This window comes from Arthrobacter sp. 10T413_2 (assembly GCF_056394205.1).
Genome location: NZ_JBFTHK010000020.1, coordinates 26,528 through 41,090 on the forward strand (window position 1 = coordinate 26,528; position 14,563 = coordinate 41,090).

At 65.6% G+C, this 14,563-nt stretch carries 12 protein-coding genes and 1 pseudogene; 4 read left to right on the top strand and 9 right to left on the bottom strand.

What is annotated here, in order from left to right:
* Nucleotides 1–7 precede the first annotated feature (7 nt).
* The 4 genes and pseudogenes from iolD to AC1DBQ_RS05665 all read right to left on the bottom strand — a co-directional run bounded on the left by iolD (nt 8) and on the right by AC1DBQ_RS05665 (nt 4,556).
* A pseudogene (gene iolD, locus AC1DBQ_RS05650) lies at nt 8–1,936 on the bottom strand (3D-(3,5/4)-trihydroxycyclohexane-1,2-dione acylhydrolase (decyclizing)).
* 39 nt (nt 1,937–1,975) lie between these two features.
* Entirely contained in the window at nt 1,976–2,941 is a 966-nt protein-coding gene (locus tag AC1DBQ_RS05655) for a Cgl0159 family (beta/alpha)8-fold protein (RefSeq protein WP_476927569.1), read from the bottom strand.
* Nucleotides 2,938–3,939 (bottom strand): 5-dehydro-2-deoxygluconokinase, encoded by a 1,002-nt coding sequence (gene iolC, locus AC1DBQ_RS05660; RefSeq protein WP_476927570.1) that lies wholly within the window; start codon nt 3,937–3,939, stop codon nt 2,938–2,940. The genes AC1DBQ_RS05655 and iolC overlap by 4 nt, the downstream gene beginning before the upstream one ends.
* 212 nt (nt 3,940–4,151) lie before the next feature.
* The gene (locus AC1DBQ_RS05665) at nt 4,152–4,556 is read right to left on the bottom strand and encodes a tautomerase family protein (RefSeq protein ID WP_476927571.1); all 405 of its coding nucleotides are present in this window, start codon (nt 4,554–4,556) and stop codon (nt 4,152–4,154) included.
* A 278-nt stretch (nt 4,557–4,834) separates the two neighbouring features.
* Between AC1DBQ_RS05665 and AC1DBQ_RS05670 the strand changes: the two genes are divergently transcribed.
* Nucleotides 4,835–5,197, top strand: coding sequence for an ArsR/SmtB family transcription factor (locus AC1DBQ_RS05670; RefSeq protein WP_476927572.1), 363 nt, complete (start codon nt 4,835–4,837; stop codon nt 5,195–5,197).
* Nucleotides 5,194–5,676, top strand: a complete 483-nt coding sequence (locus AC1DBQ_RS05675; RefSeq protein ID WP_476927573.1) for an SRPBCC family protein — start codon at nt 5,194–5,196, stop codon at nt 5,674–5,676. Before AC1DBQ_RS05670 ends, AC1DBQ_RS05675 begins: the two co-directional genes overlap by 4 nt.
* Before the next feature lie 178 nt (nt 5,677–5,854).
* On the opposite strand, the gene sucD is transcribed toward AC1DBQ_RS05675, so the two are convergent.
* From sucD to AC1DBQ_RS05695, 4 genes are all read right to left on the bottom strand, one after another.
* Complete coding sequence (gene sucD / locus AC1DBQ_RS05680) at nt 5,855–6,757, bottom strand: succinate--CoA ligase subunit alpha (protein WP_476927574.1); 903 nt, start codon at nt 6,755–6,757, stop codon at nt 5,855–5,857.
* Nucleotides 6,758–6,769: 12 nt separating this feature from the next.
* On the bottom strand, nt 6,770–7,939 hold the full coding sequence (sucC, locus tag AC1DBQ_RS05685) for an ADP-forming succinate--CoA ligase subunit beta (RefSeq protein ID WP_476927575.1): 1,170 nt from the start codon (nt 7,937–7,939) through the stop codon (nt 6,770–6,772).
* A gap of 432 nt (nt 7,940–8,371) precedes the next feature.
* Nucleotides 8,372–10,921, bottom strand: coding sequence for a DNA helicase PcrA (gene pcrA / locus AC1DBQ_RS05690; RefSeq protein WP_476927576.1), 2,550 nt, complete (start codon nt 10,919–10,921; stop codon nt 8,372–8,374).
* A 355-nt stretch (nt 10,922–11,276) separates the two neighbouring features.
* Nucleotides 11,277–12,134 (bottom strand): inositol monophosphatase family protein, encoded by an 858-nt coding sequence (locus tag AC1DBQ_RS05695; RefSeq protein WP_476927577.1) that lies wholly within the window; start codon nt 12,132–12,134, stop codon nt 11,277–11,279.
* A 77-nt stretch (nt 12,135–12,211) separates the two neighbouring features.
* On the opposite strand from AC1DBQ_RS05695, the gene AC1DBQ_RS05700 reads away from it, so the two are divergent.
* Entirely contained in the window at nt 12,212–12,862 is a 651-nt protein-coding gene (locus AC1DBQ_RS05700) for a hypothetical protein (RefSeq protein ID WP_476927578.1), read from the top strand.
* A 302-nt stretch (nt 12,863–13,164) separates the two neighbouring features.
* On the opposite strand, the gene AC1DBQ_RS05705 is transcribed toward AC1DBQ_RS05700, so the two are convergent.
* Entirely contained in the window at nt 13,165–14,190 is a 1,026-nt protein-coding gene (locus tag AC1DBQ_RS05705) for a hypothetical protein (RefSeq protein ID WP_476927579.1), read from the bottom strand.
* A 209-nt stretch (nt 14,191–14,399) separates the two neighbouring features.
* Here AC1DBQ_RS05705 and AC1DBQ_RS05710 point away from each other — a divergent pair, with 209 nt between their 5' ends.
* Nucleotides 14,400–14,546 carry a hypothetical protein gene (locus AC1DBQ_RS05710; protein WP_456507406.1) on the top strand — a complete coding sequence of 49 codons (147 nt, stop codon included), beginning with the start codon at nt 14,400–14,402 and terminating at the stop codon, nt 14,544–14,546.
* The last annotated feature ends 17 nt before the right edge of the window (nt 14,547–14,563 follow it).

The following is a 14,563-nucleotide window of genomic DNA, read 5'->3' on the forward strand; positions in this document are numbered from 1 at the left end:
AAGGGGGTCAGCCGAGCAGCTTGCKCTGCCGGCTCTTGTGGTCGACGTAGGTCTGGAAGGCCTGCTTCGTGGATTCGAGCTCGGAGACCTGGGAGACCGGAACGTCCCACCACGACTCGGAGCTGGGGGCATCCAGCAGCGGGTCAGATTCGACGTGGATGACGATCGGGCCGCCGTTTTCCGGGGCGGCCTTGGYGTCGCGGATGGCCTGCTCAAGCTCGGCAATGACCTTCTCGCCGGGTTCGATCCGGATCACCTTCACGCCGAGGGACTCTGCGTTCAGGGCCAGATCCACCGGCAGCCGCTCGCCGTCGTCGAAGCTGTGGTGTTCCTCATCCAGGGCCCGGTACTGGGTGCCGAAGCGCTGCGAGCCGAGGGACTCGGAGAGCGAGCCGATCGAGGCGTAGCCGTGGTTGTGGATCAGGACCACGATCAGCTTGATCCGTTCGGCGACGGCGGTGACGAGTTCGGTGTGCATCATCAGGTAGGAGCCGTCCCCCACCATCACGACGACGTCGCGCTGCGTCCCGCCCTTCGCGGCTTCGGCCAGGGCGGCGCGCTTGACGCCGAGGCCGCCGGGGATTTCGTAGCCCATGCAGGAGTAGGCGTATTCGACGTGGTAGCCGAACGGGTCCCGCACGCGCTACATCTTGTGCAGGTCACCGGGCAGGGACCCGGCGGCGCAGATGACGACGTCCGCCGCGTCCATGGCGCGGCTCGTGGCACCRATGATCTCGTTCTGCGCCGGCAGCGGCGTGAAGCGGGTGTCGAAGGCCGTGTCCACGGTGGCGTTCCAGCGGGCCTTCTCGTTCGCGATCTGCTGCTCGAGGTCCGCGCCGATCCGGTRGCCGCCGAGGGCTTGGTTCAGCTTCACCAGGGCCTTGCKGGCGTCCGCGACGATCGGCAGGGAGGTGCCGTGCTTGTAGGCGTCGATGGCGGCAACGTTGATGTTGATGAACTTCACGTCCGGGTTCTGGAACGCGGTCCGGGACGCGGTGGTGAAGTCCTCGTAGCGGGTGCCGATGCCGATAATGAGGTCCGCTTCCGCGGCGATGGCGTTGGCCGCCGTCGTGCCGGTGGAGCCGATCGCGCCGAGGGAGAACTTGTGGTCCCAGGGCAGGACGCYGACGCCGGCCTGGGTGTTGCCCACCGGGATGCCGGTCAGTTCGACGAACTTGGCGAGTTCTTTGTTGGCGTAGGCGTAGAGGACGCCGCCGCCGGCGATGATCAGGGGGCGCTTGGCGGCGCGGATCGCGTCGGCGGCGCGGCGGATGTCCTCGTCGTCGGCGTCGGGGCGGCGGATCCGCCATTCGCGTTCGGCGAGGAATTCCTCGGGCACGTCGAAGGCCTCGGCCTGGACGTCCTGCGGCAGCGAGATCGTAACCGCGCCGGTCTCGGCCGGGTCGGTCAGGACACGGAGGCCGTGGTGGAACGCGGAAAACAGCTGCTCGGGCCGGGAGACGCGGTCAAAGAACTTCGACAGCGGACGGAAGGCGTCGTTGACGGTGATGTCGTAGGCGTAGGGCTGCTCAAGCTGCTGCAGCACGGGGTMGGCGGCACGGGTGGCGAAGGTGTCACTGGGCAGCAGCAGGACCGGCAGCCGGTTGGTGGTGGCCAGCGCCGCGCCGGTGAGCAGGTTTGAGGAACCCGGGCCGATCGAGGTGCTGATCGCGAACGTCTGGCGGCGCCGGGTGTGCCGGGCGTAGCCGACAGCCTGGTGTGCCTGGGCYTGTTCGTTGCGGCCCTGATAGTACGGCATGATCGTCGGATCGAGCTGCTGGTACTGCTTGAGGGCCTGTCCAACGCCGGCAACGTTGCCGTGGCCGAAGATGCCGAACGTGCCCGGAATCAGGCGTTCCCGGAAGTCCTGGCCGCCGATCGAATCGACGGTGTACTGCTTGGACAGGTATTCCACGACAGCCTGGGCGACTGTCATTCTGCGTGTTCCTGAGGCAGTTCTCATTCCCATGGGAAGTTACTCCGATGCTTCTTCGGTGCGGGTGGATTCGGTGCGGGGATCGTCCGTGTGGTGCAGCAGCGAGGCGGCGGTGGCCACGGCGCCGGCGACGTCGCCGTCATGCGGGTACAGCAGGGTCCGGCCGACCGTGAGACCCTGGACACCCGGCAGGGCCAGGGCCGCCTGCCAGCTGGCGAAGACGTCCTCCTGGCTGCCCTCGGGGTMTCCGCCGAGGAGCACGGTGGGCATGGTGGTGGACGCCATGACGCGTTCCATYTCGGCCACCACAGGGAGCTTCATCCAGGTGTAGGCGCTGGTGGAACCCAGGCCCTCGGCGATCCCAACTGACTTGATGACGGCGTTGGTGGAGAGGTCGTTGCGGACCTTGCCGCCTTCGCGGACGGAGAGGAACGGTTCCACCATGGCGATCAGCTTGCGCTCGGCCAGGGAATCGATCGCCCGTGCGGTTGCTTCCAGGGTGGCCACCGTGTCCGGGTCGCCGAGGCAGATGCGGGTCAGCATCTTGCCGCCGTCGGCGCCCAGGGCCTCGAGAGCGGCCGCGGTGTGGCCGGTGAAGCGGTCATCGAATTCGTTGACCAGGCCGGAGAGCCCGCCGCGGTTCATGGAGCCGAAGAGCAGCTTGCCTTCGAGCGCGCCGAGCAGGAGAAGGTCGTCCATGATGTCCGGCGAGGCCAGGACACCGTCGACGTCCGGGTTGGCCAAGGCAATCTGTAGGCGGTCCAGGAGCTGGCGGCGGTCGGCCATGGCCACGGGATCGCTGCCGACCGCGAGGGCCCCGCGGGCGGGGTGGTCGGCGGCGACGATGAAGTTCTGCTGGCCGGCCTTGACGCCGGGGTGGCGGCGCCGGGCCTTCGCGGCGCGGGCGATCGCGTCCGGGTCTTCGAGCCGGATGATGCTCAGGTGCTCGTAGCGGCGGGGGTCATCGCCCAGCGTGAGGSTGGCGGCGGCTGGGTTGACACTCACAGTGTTGCTCCTTCGGTGGCGTACGAACCCGGTGCCAGGCGGCCGCGTTCGGCGAGCAGGCCCGTGACTTCTTCCGGCGTCGGCATCGCGTCGGCGCAGGACAGGCGGGAGGCGACCAGAGCGCCGGCTGCGTTGGCGAAGTCGAGCACCTGCGCCAGCGGCCAGCCGGAGAGCAGACCGTGGCAGAATGCACCGCCGAAGGAGTCCCCGGCGCCGAGGCCGTTGACGGTTTCCACCGGCACCGGGGCGGAGACGATGCGTTCGGTGCGGGTCTTGGCCATGACGCCTTCCGGGCCAAGCTTCACGACGGCGATTTCGACGCCGGCGGCGAGCAGCCGGTCGGCCTGTTCGTCCGGGGTGCCCTCACCGACGGCGACAGCGCATTCCTTGTCGTTGCCGATTGCCACGGTGACGTGCGGCAGGATCTTTGCAACCTGTTCCCGGGCTTCCTCCTCGGAGGCCCAGAACATCGGCCGGTAGTCGAGGTCCAGGATGGTGAACTGGCCTGGCTTCAGCCCGGTGCGGGGACGCGCCTCGTGGGCCTTGATGTGGGCGGTGCGGCTGGGTTCCTGGCAGAGGCCGGTGACGGTGGACCAGAAGATTCCGGCGTCCCGGATGGCATCCAGGTCCAGTTCCTCAGCCTTGATCTGCAGGTCCGGTGCCGTGGGGAACCGGCCGTAGAAGTAGAGCGGGAAGTCTTCCGGCGGCTTGATCGCGCAGAACGTGACCGCGGTGGGCMATTCCTTGACGGAGGTGACGTAGGAATCGTCCACGTTGAACTTGCGCAGCTCGCGGTGCAAGTATTTGCCGAAGGCATCGTCGCCGGTGCGGCTGATGACGGCCGCGCGGCGGCCATGGCGGCCAGCGGCGACCGCTACGTTGGACGGGGATCCGCCAAGGTACTTTCCGAAGGATGTGACATCCTCCAGATCCACCCCGATGTCGTTCGGGTAGATATCAACGCTGATTCGCCCGATCGTGAGCAGTTCGTGGGTCACGGTGATCGTGGACCTTTCTGGTGTGAACTCGGTACCTTTTCGCAGCCTGAGCTTCGGTGCGTAGGGGCCGGCGTGAGCCGGGCCACATCCACTACTTTGCCCTAGAATCCATGTACTGTCAAAGGTTTGTACTGACATATTTACAACTTGACACGGGAGGCACTGACGGCGCCGTGGAGGGGCCGTCCTGACGGCCGCAGGACGGCCCTCGGCTACTGACTGGGGACCCCAAGTTCGCCGGTCATGTACTGGGCCCGGCCAAATCCGAACGACCAGTCCCCGGCCGTGTTTTCGACGTAGCCAATGAAGACGTCCTCGCCGGAAACCCCTACGGCGGCCAGTTTTTCCGCGATGGCGGAAAACAGGGACTGCTTCGCCGGCTGACTGCGGCCGGCCTGGGTGAAGATCTGGATCATCACGACATCCGATGTGCGGTCAAAGCCGAGGCCGGCGTCCTGGGCGACGATTTGCCCGGCCGGATGCTCAGTCAGGATGTGGAAGTAGTCCCGTTCCKGAATCCCGTATTCAGCCACGATCGCAGCATGGATTCCCTGGCTGAGTCCCTGCAGCTGCTCAGTGGTGCGGCCCTGATTGACGTCGATTCGCACGAGAGGCACTCGCATCTCCTTTGGTAGTTTGTCCTGACATACTAACAAAGTTCGCAAGGGTGGCGCAAGGATTCCCGGGCGGCACGCAGTAGCGCGGGGATCCTGAGCACCCCTCCTGAGGTGCGGGAGGGACGTCAAGTGACCCCGCGTTGGGGTATTGCGCGGGCGCAAGCCCAGGCGTAGCGTTAACAACCAGAAGGTTGATCAACATTGAGGTTGAATAATGCGACGTTTAAGCCACGAGCTTTGAGCATTGATTTCGAGCACTGAAGAGGAGGCCCCACCCCGTGGATTCCAGCGACGACGGCGAGCTCGACGCGGCCTTCCTGGCCCTCGCCGATCCCGTCCGGCGCCGCATCATTGCCCGGCTCAGCCGGGGTCCGGCCACCGTCAATGAACTGGCGGAGCCGTTCGCGATCACCAAACAGGCGGTCTCGAAACACATCCAGGTCCTCGAGCAGGCGCAGCTGGTCACGCGCACCCGTGACGCCCAGCGCCGGCCCGTTCACCTGAACCCCGCACGGCTTGAGGCGCTCACCGCCTGGATCGACCAGTACCGGCTGATCCGCGAGGGCCAGTACCGCAGCCTTGACGCCGTGCTTGAAACCCGCGCCGCGCAGGGCGGCACACAGGTAAAGGACGCATCATGAGCAACGCACTGACACTGACGGTCCCCGCGGKACTCCCCTTCATCGACTTCGAGCGCGACTTCGACTTCCCGGTCTCCGAGATCTTCCGGGCGCATCAGGACCCCGAACTCGTCGCCCAGTGGCTCGGGCCGCGGAGGATGCGCATKACCATTGACCACTACGACTTCCGGACCGGCGGCAGCTACCGCTACACCCACACCGCGCCGGACGGCAGCGCGTATGTTTTCAGCGGCGTCTTCCACACCGTCCGCGAGAACGACTTCGCKATCCAGACCTTCGAGTTCGACGGCTACCCGGATGTGGTGAGCCTCGATTCYATGACCTTCGTGGACCTGGGCGGCGGCCGGTGCCGGCTCATCGGCCACGCGGTCTACCCCAGCGTGGAGGCGCGCGACGGCATGGCGCAGTCCGGGATGGAGGGCGGCATGTCCGAGGGCTACGACCGGCTCGAAGAAATCCTMACCGGGGCAAAGGTCTAGCCGGAGCCCCAAATACATCGAACACAAAGTACGACGGCGGCAGGGCCACCTCCGCCGGGAAGGTGGCCCTGCCGCCGTCGTACTTAAACAAACAACGCGGGTTCACTTCGCGCCCGTCCCAGCGAGTGGGACGGGCCGTAAGTGACCCCGCGTTGCTTTTCGTGCGTGGTGCTTCGAACTAAAGGGTTGCGAAGACCTCGCGCAGGAGCTTGGCGGTCTCCGACGGCGTCTTGCCGACCTTGACGCCGGCAGCCTCKAGGGCTTCCTTCTTGGCCTGGGCGGTGCCCGCGGAGYCGGAGACGATGGCGCCTGCGTGGCCCATGGTCTTGCCTTCGKGAGCGGTGAAGCCGGCCACGTAGCCGACGACCGGCTTCGTGACGTGTGCCTTGATGTAGTCGGCGGCACGCTCTTCGGCGTCGCCACCGATTTCGCCGATCATGACGATCGCCTTGGTCTCCGGGTCAGCTTCGAAGGCCTCGAGGGCATCGATGTGGGTGGTGCCGATGACCGGGTCGCCGCCGATGCCGATGGCGGTGGAGAAACCKAGGTCGCGCAGTTCGTACATCATCTGGTAGGTCAGGGTGCCTGACTTGGAGACAAGGCCGATGGGGCCCTTGCCCGTGATGTTGGCCGGGGTGATGCCGACGAGGGCCTCACTCAGGGTGATGATGCCGGGGCAGTTCGGGCCGATGATGCGGGTGACCTGCTTGCCGTTGGCGTCAACCTTGGACTGGGCCAGCGCCCAGAACTCGGCTGAATCCTGGACCGGCACGCCTTCGGTGATGACCACGACGAGGCCGATGCCGGCCTCGATGGCTTCAACGACGGCGTCCTTGGTGAAGGCCGGCGGCACGAAGACGATGGAAACGTCAGCGCCGGTGTCGGCMATGGCTTCCTTGACGGTGCCGAAAACGGTGATCTCGGTGTCGCCGTGCAGGACCGTGGTGCCGGCCTTGCGGGCGTTGACGCCGCCAACAACGTTGGTGCCGGCCTTGAGCATCAGGGCGGTGTGCTTGGTGCCTTCGCCGCCGGTGATGCCCTGGACGATGACCTTGGAGTCCTTGTTCAGATAAATAGACATAGTCGAGTCCCTCTACTTCGCTGCGTTGGCGAGCTCGGCAGCCTTGTCGGCGCCCTCGTCCATGGTGGCGGCCAGAGTAACCAGCGGGTGGTTGGCCTCGGCCAGGATGCGKCGGCCTTCCTCAACGTTGTTGCCGTCGAGGCGGACTACCAGCGGCTTGTTCGCGGAGTGGCCCAGCTCGGCCAGTGCACCGACGATGCCCTTGGCGACGGCGTCACAGGCRGTGATGCCACCGAAGACGTTGACGAAGACGGACTTGACCTGCGGGTCGCCCAGGATGACGTCGAGGCCTGCTGCCATAACCTCGGCGGAAGCTCCACCGCCGATGTCCAGGAAGTTAGCGGGTTTGACGTTGCCGTGGTTCTCGCCGGCGTATGCAACGACGTCGAGGGTGGACATGACCAGACCGGCACCGTTACCGATGATGCCGACTTCGCCGTCCAGCTTGACGTAGTTGAGGTCCTGCGCCTTGGCCTTGGCCTCGAGGGGGTCAGCAGCGTCCTTGTCTTCAAGGTGAGCGTGCTTGGGGTGGCGGAAGTCGGCGTTMTCGTCGAGGGACACCTTGCCATCGAGGGCAACAATGTCACCGGCGCCGGTCAGGACCAGCGGGTTGACCTCCACAAGGGTGGCGTCTTCCTTCTTGAAAACGTCCCAGAGCTTCAGGATTACGCTGGCGACCTTGCCACGCAGTTCCTCGGCGAAGCCTGCGGCGGCGACGATTTCGTCGGCCTTGGCCTGGTCGATGCCCACGGCCGGGTCGATCGAGATCTTGGCCAGGGCTTCGGGTCGCTCAACGGCGAGCTGCTCKATTTCCATGCCGCCTTCAACCGAGCACATGGCCAGGTAGTTGCGGTTGGCCCGATCCAGAAGGACGGAGAAGTAGTATTCCTCGGCGATGTCTGCACCCTGGGCGATCATCACGCGGTGGACGGTGTGGCCCTTGATGTCCATCCCGAGGATGTTGGTGGAGTGTTCAAACGCTTCGTCAGCGGTCTTCGCGACCTTGACGCCGCCGGCCTTGCCGCGGCCTCCGGCCTTGACCTGCGCCTTTACGACAGTTACGCCGCCGATTTTCTCGGCAGCTGCCTTTGCTTCTTCAGGGGTGTGCGCCACGATKCCAGCAAGCACGGGTACACCGTGCGCCTCGAACATATCGCGCGCCTGATATTCAAACAKGTCCACGGTTTAGTGTCCTTCTACGTCGAAGTAGTTTCTGTACAGCCGGACCCCACGTACTCGCGGTTACCGGGCTGCGGAATAAACGCACCCTGCGACAAGCTTGGAAACGAGCCACACGGCGCAATGCTCCTCTGGGAACTCTAGTCCTTCGATCGGACCAGCCCGTTCCAGAGTACCCGTTATGTGAGTAAGGACACTATTCTATGGAGCGTAGAAAAACCGCTAGATTACGCGGTTTTTGGGGTGTCCGACGGCGTGCGGGCAGACCGTGCGGCCCTGTCAGATGCACCTTCGTAACGTAGGCGGGAGGAGCCGGCGCCAACGCCGGCTGATGCGCAGCGGCCGGCAGATGCGTGCTCGGCTGGGGCCGGCGAGCGGCCATGCGCAATGGCCTTCTGGCGCGTGCGCTGGCGGGGCCGGCGCCGGGCACCTCCCCTAGGCGTCCAGCTTGGTCAGCGGCGCGTAGCGCAGCAGCAGCCGCTTTTCGCCGACGTCGAACTTCACCTTGGCGACCGTCTTGTCCCCGGCGCCCTCCACGGCAAGGACGGTGCCGTTGCCGAAGCTGGTGTGGTTGACCTTGTCCCCCACGCTGACGGCGACGATTTCCTTCTGCGGCTGGACCCTGTTCTTCGCCACGGCGGCGGGAACATCGGCGTTGAAGCCCGCGGACKGGCTGGCGCCGGCGCCGCGGGGCGTTCCGGCACCCCAGAATGATCCGCTGTAGCGGCTGGAACCGATCGCGGGACCGCTCCCCCAGCCGCCGCCCTGGCGGCTGGCGCCTTCCCGCTTCCATTCCACGAGTTCGGCCGGGATCTCCTCGATGAACTGGCTKGCCGGGTTGTACTGGCTCTGGCCCCACATGCTGCGGACCTCGGACCGGGTGAGGTAKAGGCGCTTCCGGGCGCGGGTGAGTCCGACGTAGGCCAGCCGGCGTTCCTCGGCCAGTTCCTTGGGATCGGTGGCGGAGCGCTGGTGCGGGAACAGCCCGTGCTCCATGCCGGTGAGGAACACGACCGGGAATTCCAGCCCCTTGGCCGTGTGGAGGGTCATGAGCGTGACGACGCCCAGACGCTTGGCCTCGGCCACCGCGGCGTCAATATCTGCGCCCGGCGCATCGGGAATCTGATCGGCGTCGGCCACGAGGGACACCTGCTCCAGGAAGGCTCCGAGGGAGCCTTCGGGGTTGTCGCGTTCGTATTCGCGCACGACGGCGACGAGTTCCGCCAGGTTCTCGACCCGCGATTCGTCCTGGGGGTCCGTGCTGGAGCGCAGCGCCGCGAGGTAGCCGGTCTGTTCGAGCACGGCTTCCAGAGCGGCGGCGGCACCMGAGCCGGAGGCCACCTCGGCGAGGTCGTCGAGGAGTTTCACGAAGCCCAGCACGGCGTTGACCGAGCGGGTTGCCATGCCCGGGGCTTCGTCGGCGCGCCTCGCGGCGGCCATGAAGGAGGTGCGGTCGCGCTCGGCAAGGGCGGCGACAGCCCCCTCGGCACGGTCGCCGATGCCACGCTTGGGTTCGTTGAGGATCCGGCGGAGGTTGACGTCGTCGTCCGGGTTGACCAGAACCCGCAGGTAGGCGAGGGCGTCCTTGATTTCCTTGCGCTCGTAGAAGCGGGTGCCGCCGACCACCTTGTACGGCAGGCCCACGCGCACCAGGACGTCTTCGATCGAGCGGGACTGGGCGTTGGTGCGGTAGAAAATGGCGACGTCGCCGGGACGCAGATTACCCTCGTCCTGCAGACGGTMGATTTCCTTGGCGATGAACTGCGCTTCGTCGTGCTCGTTCTCGCCGACGTAGCCGACGATCTTTTCGCCGTCGCCCTCGGCCGTCCAGAGCCGTTTCTCCGGCCGGTTGGGGTTGCGCGAGATGACCGAGTTGGCGGCGCTGAGGATGGTCTGGGTGGAGCGGTAGTTCTGCTCGAGCTTGATGGTCCGGTCGTCCGGGTAGTCCTTCTCGAACTCCACGATGTTGCGGATGTCCGCGCCGCGGAAGGCGTAGATGGACTGGTCGGAGTCGCCCACCACAGTKAGCTCGGAGGCCTCGGGCCCCTCGCCGACGATCTCGCGCACCAAGGCGTACTGGGCGTGGTTGGTGTCCTGGTATTCGTCCACGAGGACATGCCGGAAGCGGCGCCGGTACGAGTCGGCGAGCGCCGGGAAGGCCCGGAACATGTAGACGGTCTGGGCGATCAGGTCATCGAAGTCCATGGCGTTGGCCTGGCGCAGGCGCTGGGTGTAGCCCTTGAAGACCTCGGCGACGGCCTGTTCGAAAGGATCGTTGTAGTTGGCGCTGGAGGCGTAAGAGTCGTCGTCGATCAGCTCGTTCTTGRGCGCGGAAATCTTGTGCTGGATGGCCTTGGGCGCGAAGCGCTTGGGGTCGAGGTCCAGGTTCTTGGCGACGAGCGTGATCAGGCGCAGCGAGTCCGCGGAGTCGTAGATGGAGAAGTTGGAATTGAGTCCGACGTTCTTCGCCTCGCGGCGCAGGATCCGGACGCAGGAGGAGTGGAAGGTGGAGATCCACATGGTCTTTGCCCGGGCGCCGACCAGGACCTCGATGCGTTCCCGCATCTCTGCCGCGGCCTTGTTGGTGAAGGTGATGGCCAGGATCTCGCCGTGGTGCGCCCGGCCAGTGGCGATCAGGTAGGCGATCCGGTTACTGAGCACCCGGGTCTTGCCCGAGCCGGCGCCGGCCACGATCAGCAGGGCGCTGCCGGCGTGCTTCACGGCTTCTTCCTGCTGCGGGTTCAGGCCTTCGAGGAGCTCGCTCGCGTTCGGAAGCTGTGGACGGTCCCAAGCGTTGCCGGGGCCGCTGCCGAGGGCGTGGCCCGGGGCGCTGCCGTCCGGGCCGAAGCCGTTGCCGGCCGGGCCKAAGCCGGCCCCCGAATCCAGCCCCGGAAGGCCGGTCCCGGCAGGCTCTTTGGTGCCTGCCGCCGCCTTGGAGGCAGCTTGGAARGGTCCGTCGGCATAAGGGTMAAACAACATATCCATGGTGTATCTAAGTCTAGGCGGTGGCGCTGACAGCCGCGTCCGCCCCTCAGGACATGCCCTCCGCCGCCCGCAGCCACCGGACATAATCCCCTTATGACCAGTCCTGGCCGCAAAGAATGAGCATGTCCCACGGTCGCCGGGTTGCGGGCTGAGCATGTCCCCCGGAGCCTGCGCCATGTGGAATGAGCATGTCCCACGAACGCTGGGCTCCGAGCGGGACATGCCCTCCTGAGCCAGCAACCAGCGGACATAGTCCCCCTATGCCCACTCCTGGCCGCAAAGAATGAGCATGTCCCGGGGCCGCTTCGCCGTGGGATGAGCATGTCCCCCGGCGAGGTCCTGCGGATTGAAAAGGCTAGCCGACCGAGCCGGAGACGAGTGCGGCACGCAGCTGGCGCACCGCCGTCGTGCCTCCCGCGATGAACCAGTCCAGACCGTTGACTCGCACGACGTCGGTCGCGCCGCCGGCCGCCTCGACGATTGCCTTGCCCGGCAGCCAGTCCCACTCGGGGMAACTGTGCTGGAACCAGCAGCCGAGCTCGCCGTCGGCCACCCGGCTAAGGTCAYAGGAGCCGGATCCGAACATCCGCAAGGCCGCTGCCGATGTCGCTGCCGCATGCCAGGGCATGGCACACATCGGATCGGCGAGCCACGTCGGGTGGATGTACGTCGCGGCGCCGAGTTCCGAGACCGGGGTGTCCGACCTTCCCTTGCCTCCCGACGCGCCGGGGAGKAACGAGACGAGCTTCTCGCCGTTGAGCGTTGCCGCACGGGAGGTCCCGCCGAGCCAGAGCTTGTCCTCCTCCGGCTGGAAGATGGCGCCGAGCCCTGCACCGGACGGGTCCTTTAGGGCGATGGCCGAGCACCAGTAGGTGGAGCCGTGCAGGAAGTTGTACGTCCCGTCGACGGGGTCGATGACCCAGGTCCGGCCGCTGCTGCCCGCCACGGAAGCGCCCTCTTCGCCCAGGATGCCGTCCTCGGGCCGGCAGCGCCGCAGCTGCTCCAGCACATAGGACTCGGCGGCGTGGTCTGCGGCCGTGACAACGTCAGAGACAGACGTCTTCTGCCGGCCCTCGAGCCCCGCCTGCCGCATCAAGAGCGCCAGCGTGCCGGCCTCGCGGACCAGGGCCTCGGCCAGTTGGTAGTCATCCAGTGACGGGTCAAGATCTGCGGTGCTGTGCCGGCCAAGCCGGTGTTTTCCTAGTTCGGTCACGCGTTCCAGAGTATCGGCGCCCGTTGTCAGTGAACAGCMGGCGCGGGAGGCCGAGCCGGACGGGCGATAATGGAGCCATGGCCAAGACACCCGCGCAGCGGATCAAGAAGCACGGCGCCAATGCGGCGGTCCCCCAACACCACCTCCCGCCGGTGATCAATCCGACCACCGACCGGACCCCGCAGAAGGCACAGAACAACACCCACCTGATTGTGATCGCCGGGGTCGTGGCCAGCCTGTTCCTGTTCTGGTACCTGCATCTGCTCACCCTCAACCAGCTCACGCAGCTGTCGGGCGGCCAGGCCATGCCGGATTCGATGGTGGGCGGTTTCAACCAKGGGTTCGTGGAGCAGCTGCGAGGGGCCATGGACTCCGACGCCCGCGGCCAGCTGAGCTATGTGCACAAGACAGCCGGCATGCTCTTCCCGCTAATCTTCGGATTCACCTGGCTGCTCCTGATCGGAACTAACGTGGCCAAAAAATCCCTGCGCTGGGCGCTGTGGGCATTGCCGCTGCTCTTCGCCGTGGTCAGGCTGTGGGGCAACATCGTGATCGATGCAATGATGTCCGCCGGGACTCTCGACGCCGGTCAGGTGGCCCTGGCCTCCGGGCTCACCGTGGCCGGCTGGGCACTTCTGGCGCTGAGCCTCGTGGCCGGCGGCGTGGCCGTATTCCTCGGACGCAAGGCCACCGCAGCTTCCCCCACCACGGGACATGTCCAGCCTTAGTCCCCGGGCCTGGGCTTGTMCCTCGCACCTGGATTTACCCGTGGAACATGTCCAGCCTTAGTCCGTGGCCCTGGCCTTGTTCCTCGTCCCCGGGTTCGACCACGGGACATGTCCAGCTATGACCCCGAGTACTGGGCCCGGTGGCCTTATGCCCATTCCTCGGTCCCTGCACGGGGCATGTCCCGCGACGCAGCACGGCACCCACGACGGGACATGTCCACCCTTGGTCGCGCCCGCCGAACATCATGTCGTTTTGTGCAGTCTTCGCCKGCAACGAGGGGCATGTCCACCTCGGCGGGAAGTCAGGGCACGTTCGTGAGAAATTCTCGGGCCTGTTCTGCGCGTTGCGGGGCGCCGGCCTTCTCGAAGTGATCTGCGGCTTCCAGCAGGTGTGTCTGTGCCTCGGGAACGTTGCCCATGGCAGCATAGGATCGGCCGAGCAACAGCGATGCCTCGCCCAGAATTTGCGGCGATGTCTTTTCCGCAACCGTGCTGACCTCAGTCAGAATTTCGATGGCCGACTGTGGGTCGCCCGCCAGGAAATTCCAATGACCGCGATTTAGCTTCAACAGAATATGGTCCTCGTCGGAGCCGCCAATGACGTCTGTGGCGAGTTCCGCCCGTTCAATGCAGCGGAGTGTGTCCGCGTCGGCGACCTCGGCGGCCAGGCGCATAGCCGCCGATGCCTTGTTGAACTTTGCCCAGACATCAAGATTTCGCGCCGGCGAAAACGTCTCCGCCGCAAGTTCGTGATACTCAAGCCCCTCGGTCACTTTGTTGCAGAGAAACGCAACATTGCCGATGACCCAGTACGCCTTGCCGACCAGCTGGTCGTCGACCTCGTTGGATATATCGTCGGCCAAAAGCAGACTCTCATCCCAGGCTTCCTCCAACCTTCCGCTTTCGGCGAGGGCCGCGATGAGGGCCTGCCTGGCCTTGACGTTGTTCTCCACATCGCCCGCACCCGAGGACAAAAGCGCGGCTATTCGCGCCGCGTCGGCCGCCTGTCCCAGCATCCCGGCGCCCTGCCTGGCTTTTGCGAGCAGGATATTTGCTTTGCCACGGGCATCTTCAGCCGGGGCTCCAGGAGCGCCATCCACCAACTCGGCTGCAATCACGGCGCAGGCCTCAAAATCGCCGGCGTCGAGCAGATTCTCGGCCTGAAAGAGCCGCATGCCCCAGGCTGCCGCCAAGTCACCATCGTTCCTCGCGATTTCCGAGGCCACCTGCGCACTGCCAGCCGCACGGCCGAAGTCATGGCTGGTTCGATATTCCCGTGCCTGCAGCTCTGCAGCGGCGTAGGAGGGTGAAACAGAGTTTCGTTGCATGCCTCAATTATCCGTTGCCGCGAGAGCGGAATCGAACCAGCCACGCAAGAAGGACCTGCGCAGGCTTCACGCAAGTTTCACCCATGAGCGCGAATATCACACTCCACCACAATTCTTTATAAATCCTTACCTTGTGGCGTGTCGATTTCCACATATACTAAACCTGCACCACATGAGTCACATCAGCCTCTTACGTATCASGAGTTCAAATGAAGAAAATCCTCGCAACGCTCCTCGTCGCTGGCGCGCTGGCCGGCGCCGGTCTGTCCGCCTCAGCAGCAGTGTCTGCCTCAAGCGGTTCGAGCCAGGGCTCTGTTGTAGCGGTCGGCTGGTGGCCGAACTCCACTCAGAAGTAACGGAGACTGTAGTGACA

What these genes read in the sequence shown, in the direction of transcription:
- AC1DBQ_RS05705 (WP_476927579.1), bottom strand. Translation starts at nt 14,190, where the DNA reads ATGCAACGAAACTCTGTTTCACCCTCCTACGCCGCTGCAGAGCTGCAG.
- AC1DBQ_RS05710 (WP_456507406.1), top strand. Translation starts at nt 14,400, where the DNA reads ATGAAGAAAATCCTCGCAACGCTCCTCGTCGCTGGCGCGCTGGCCGGC.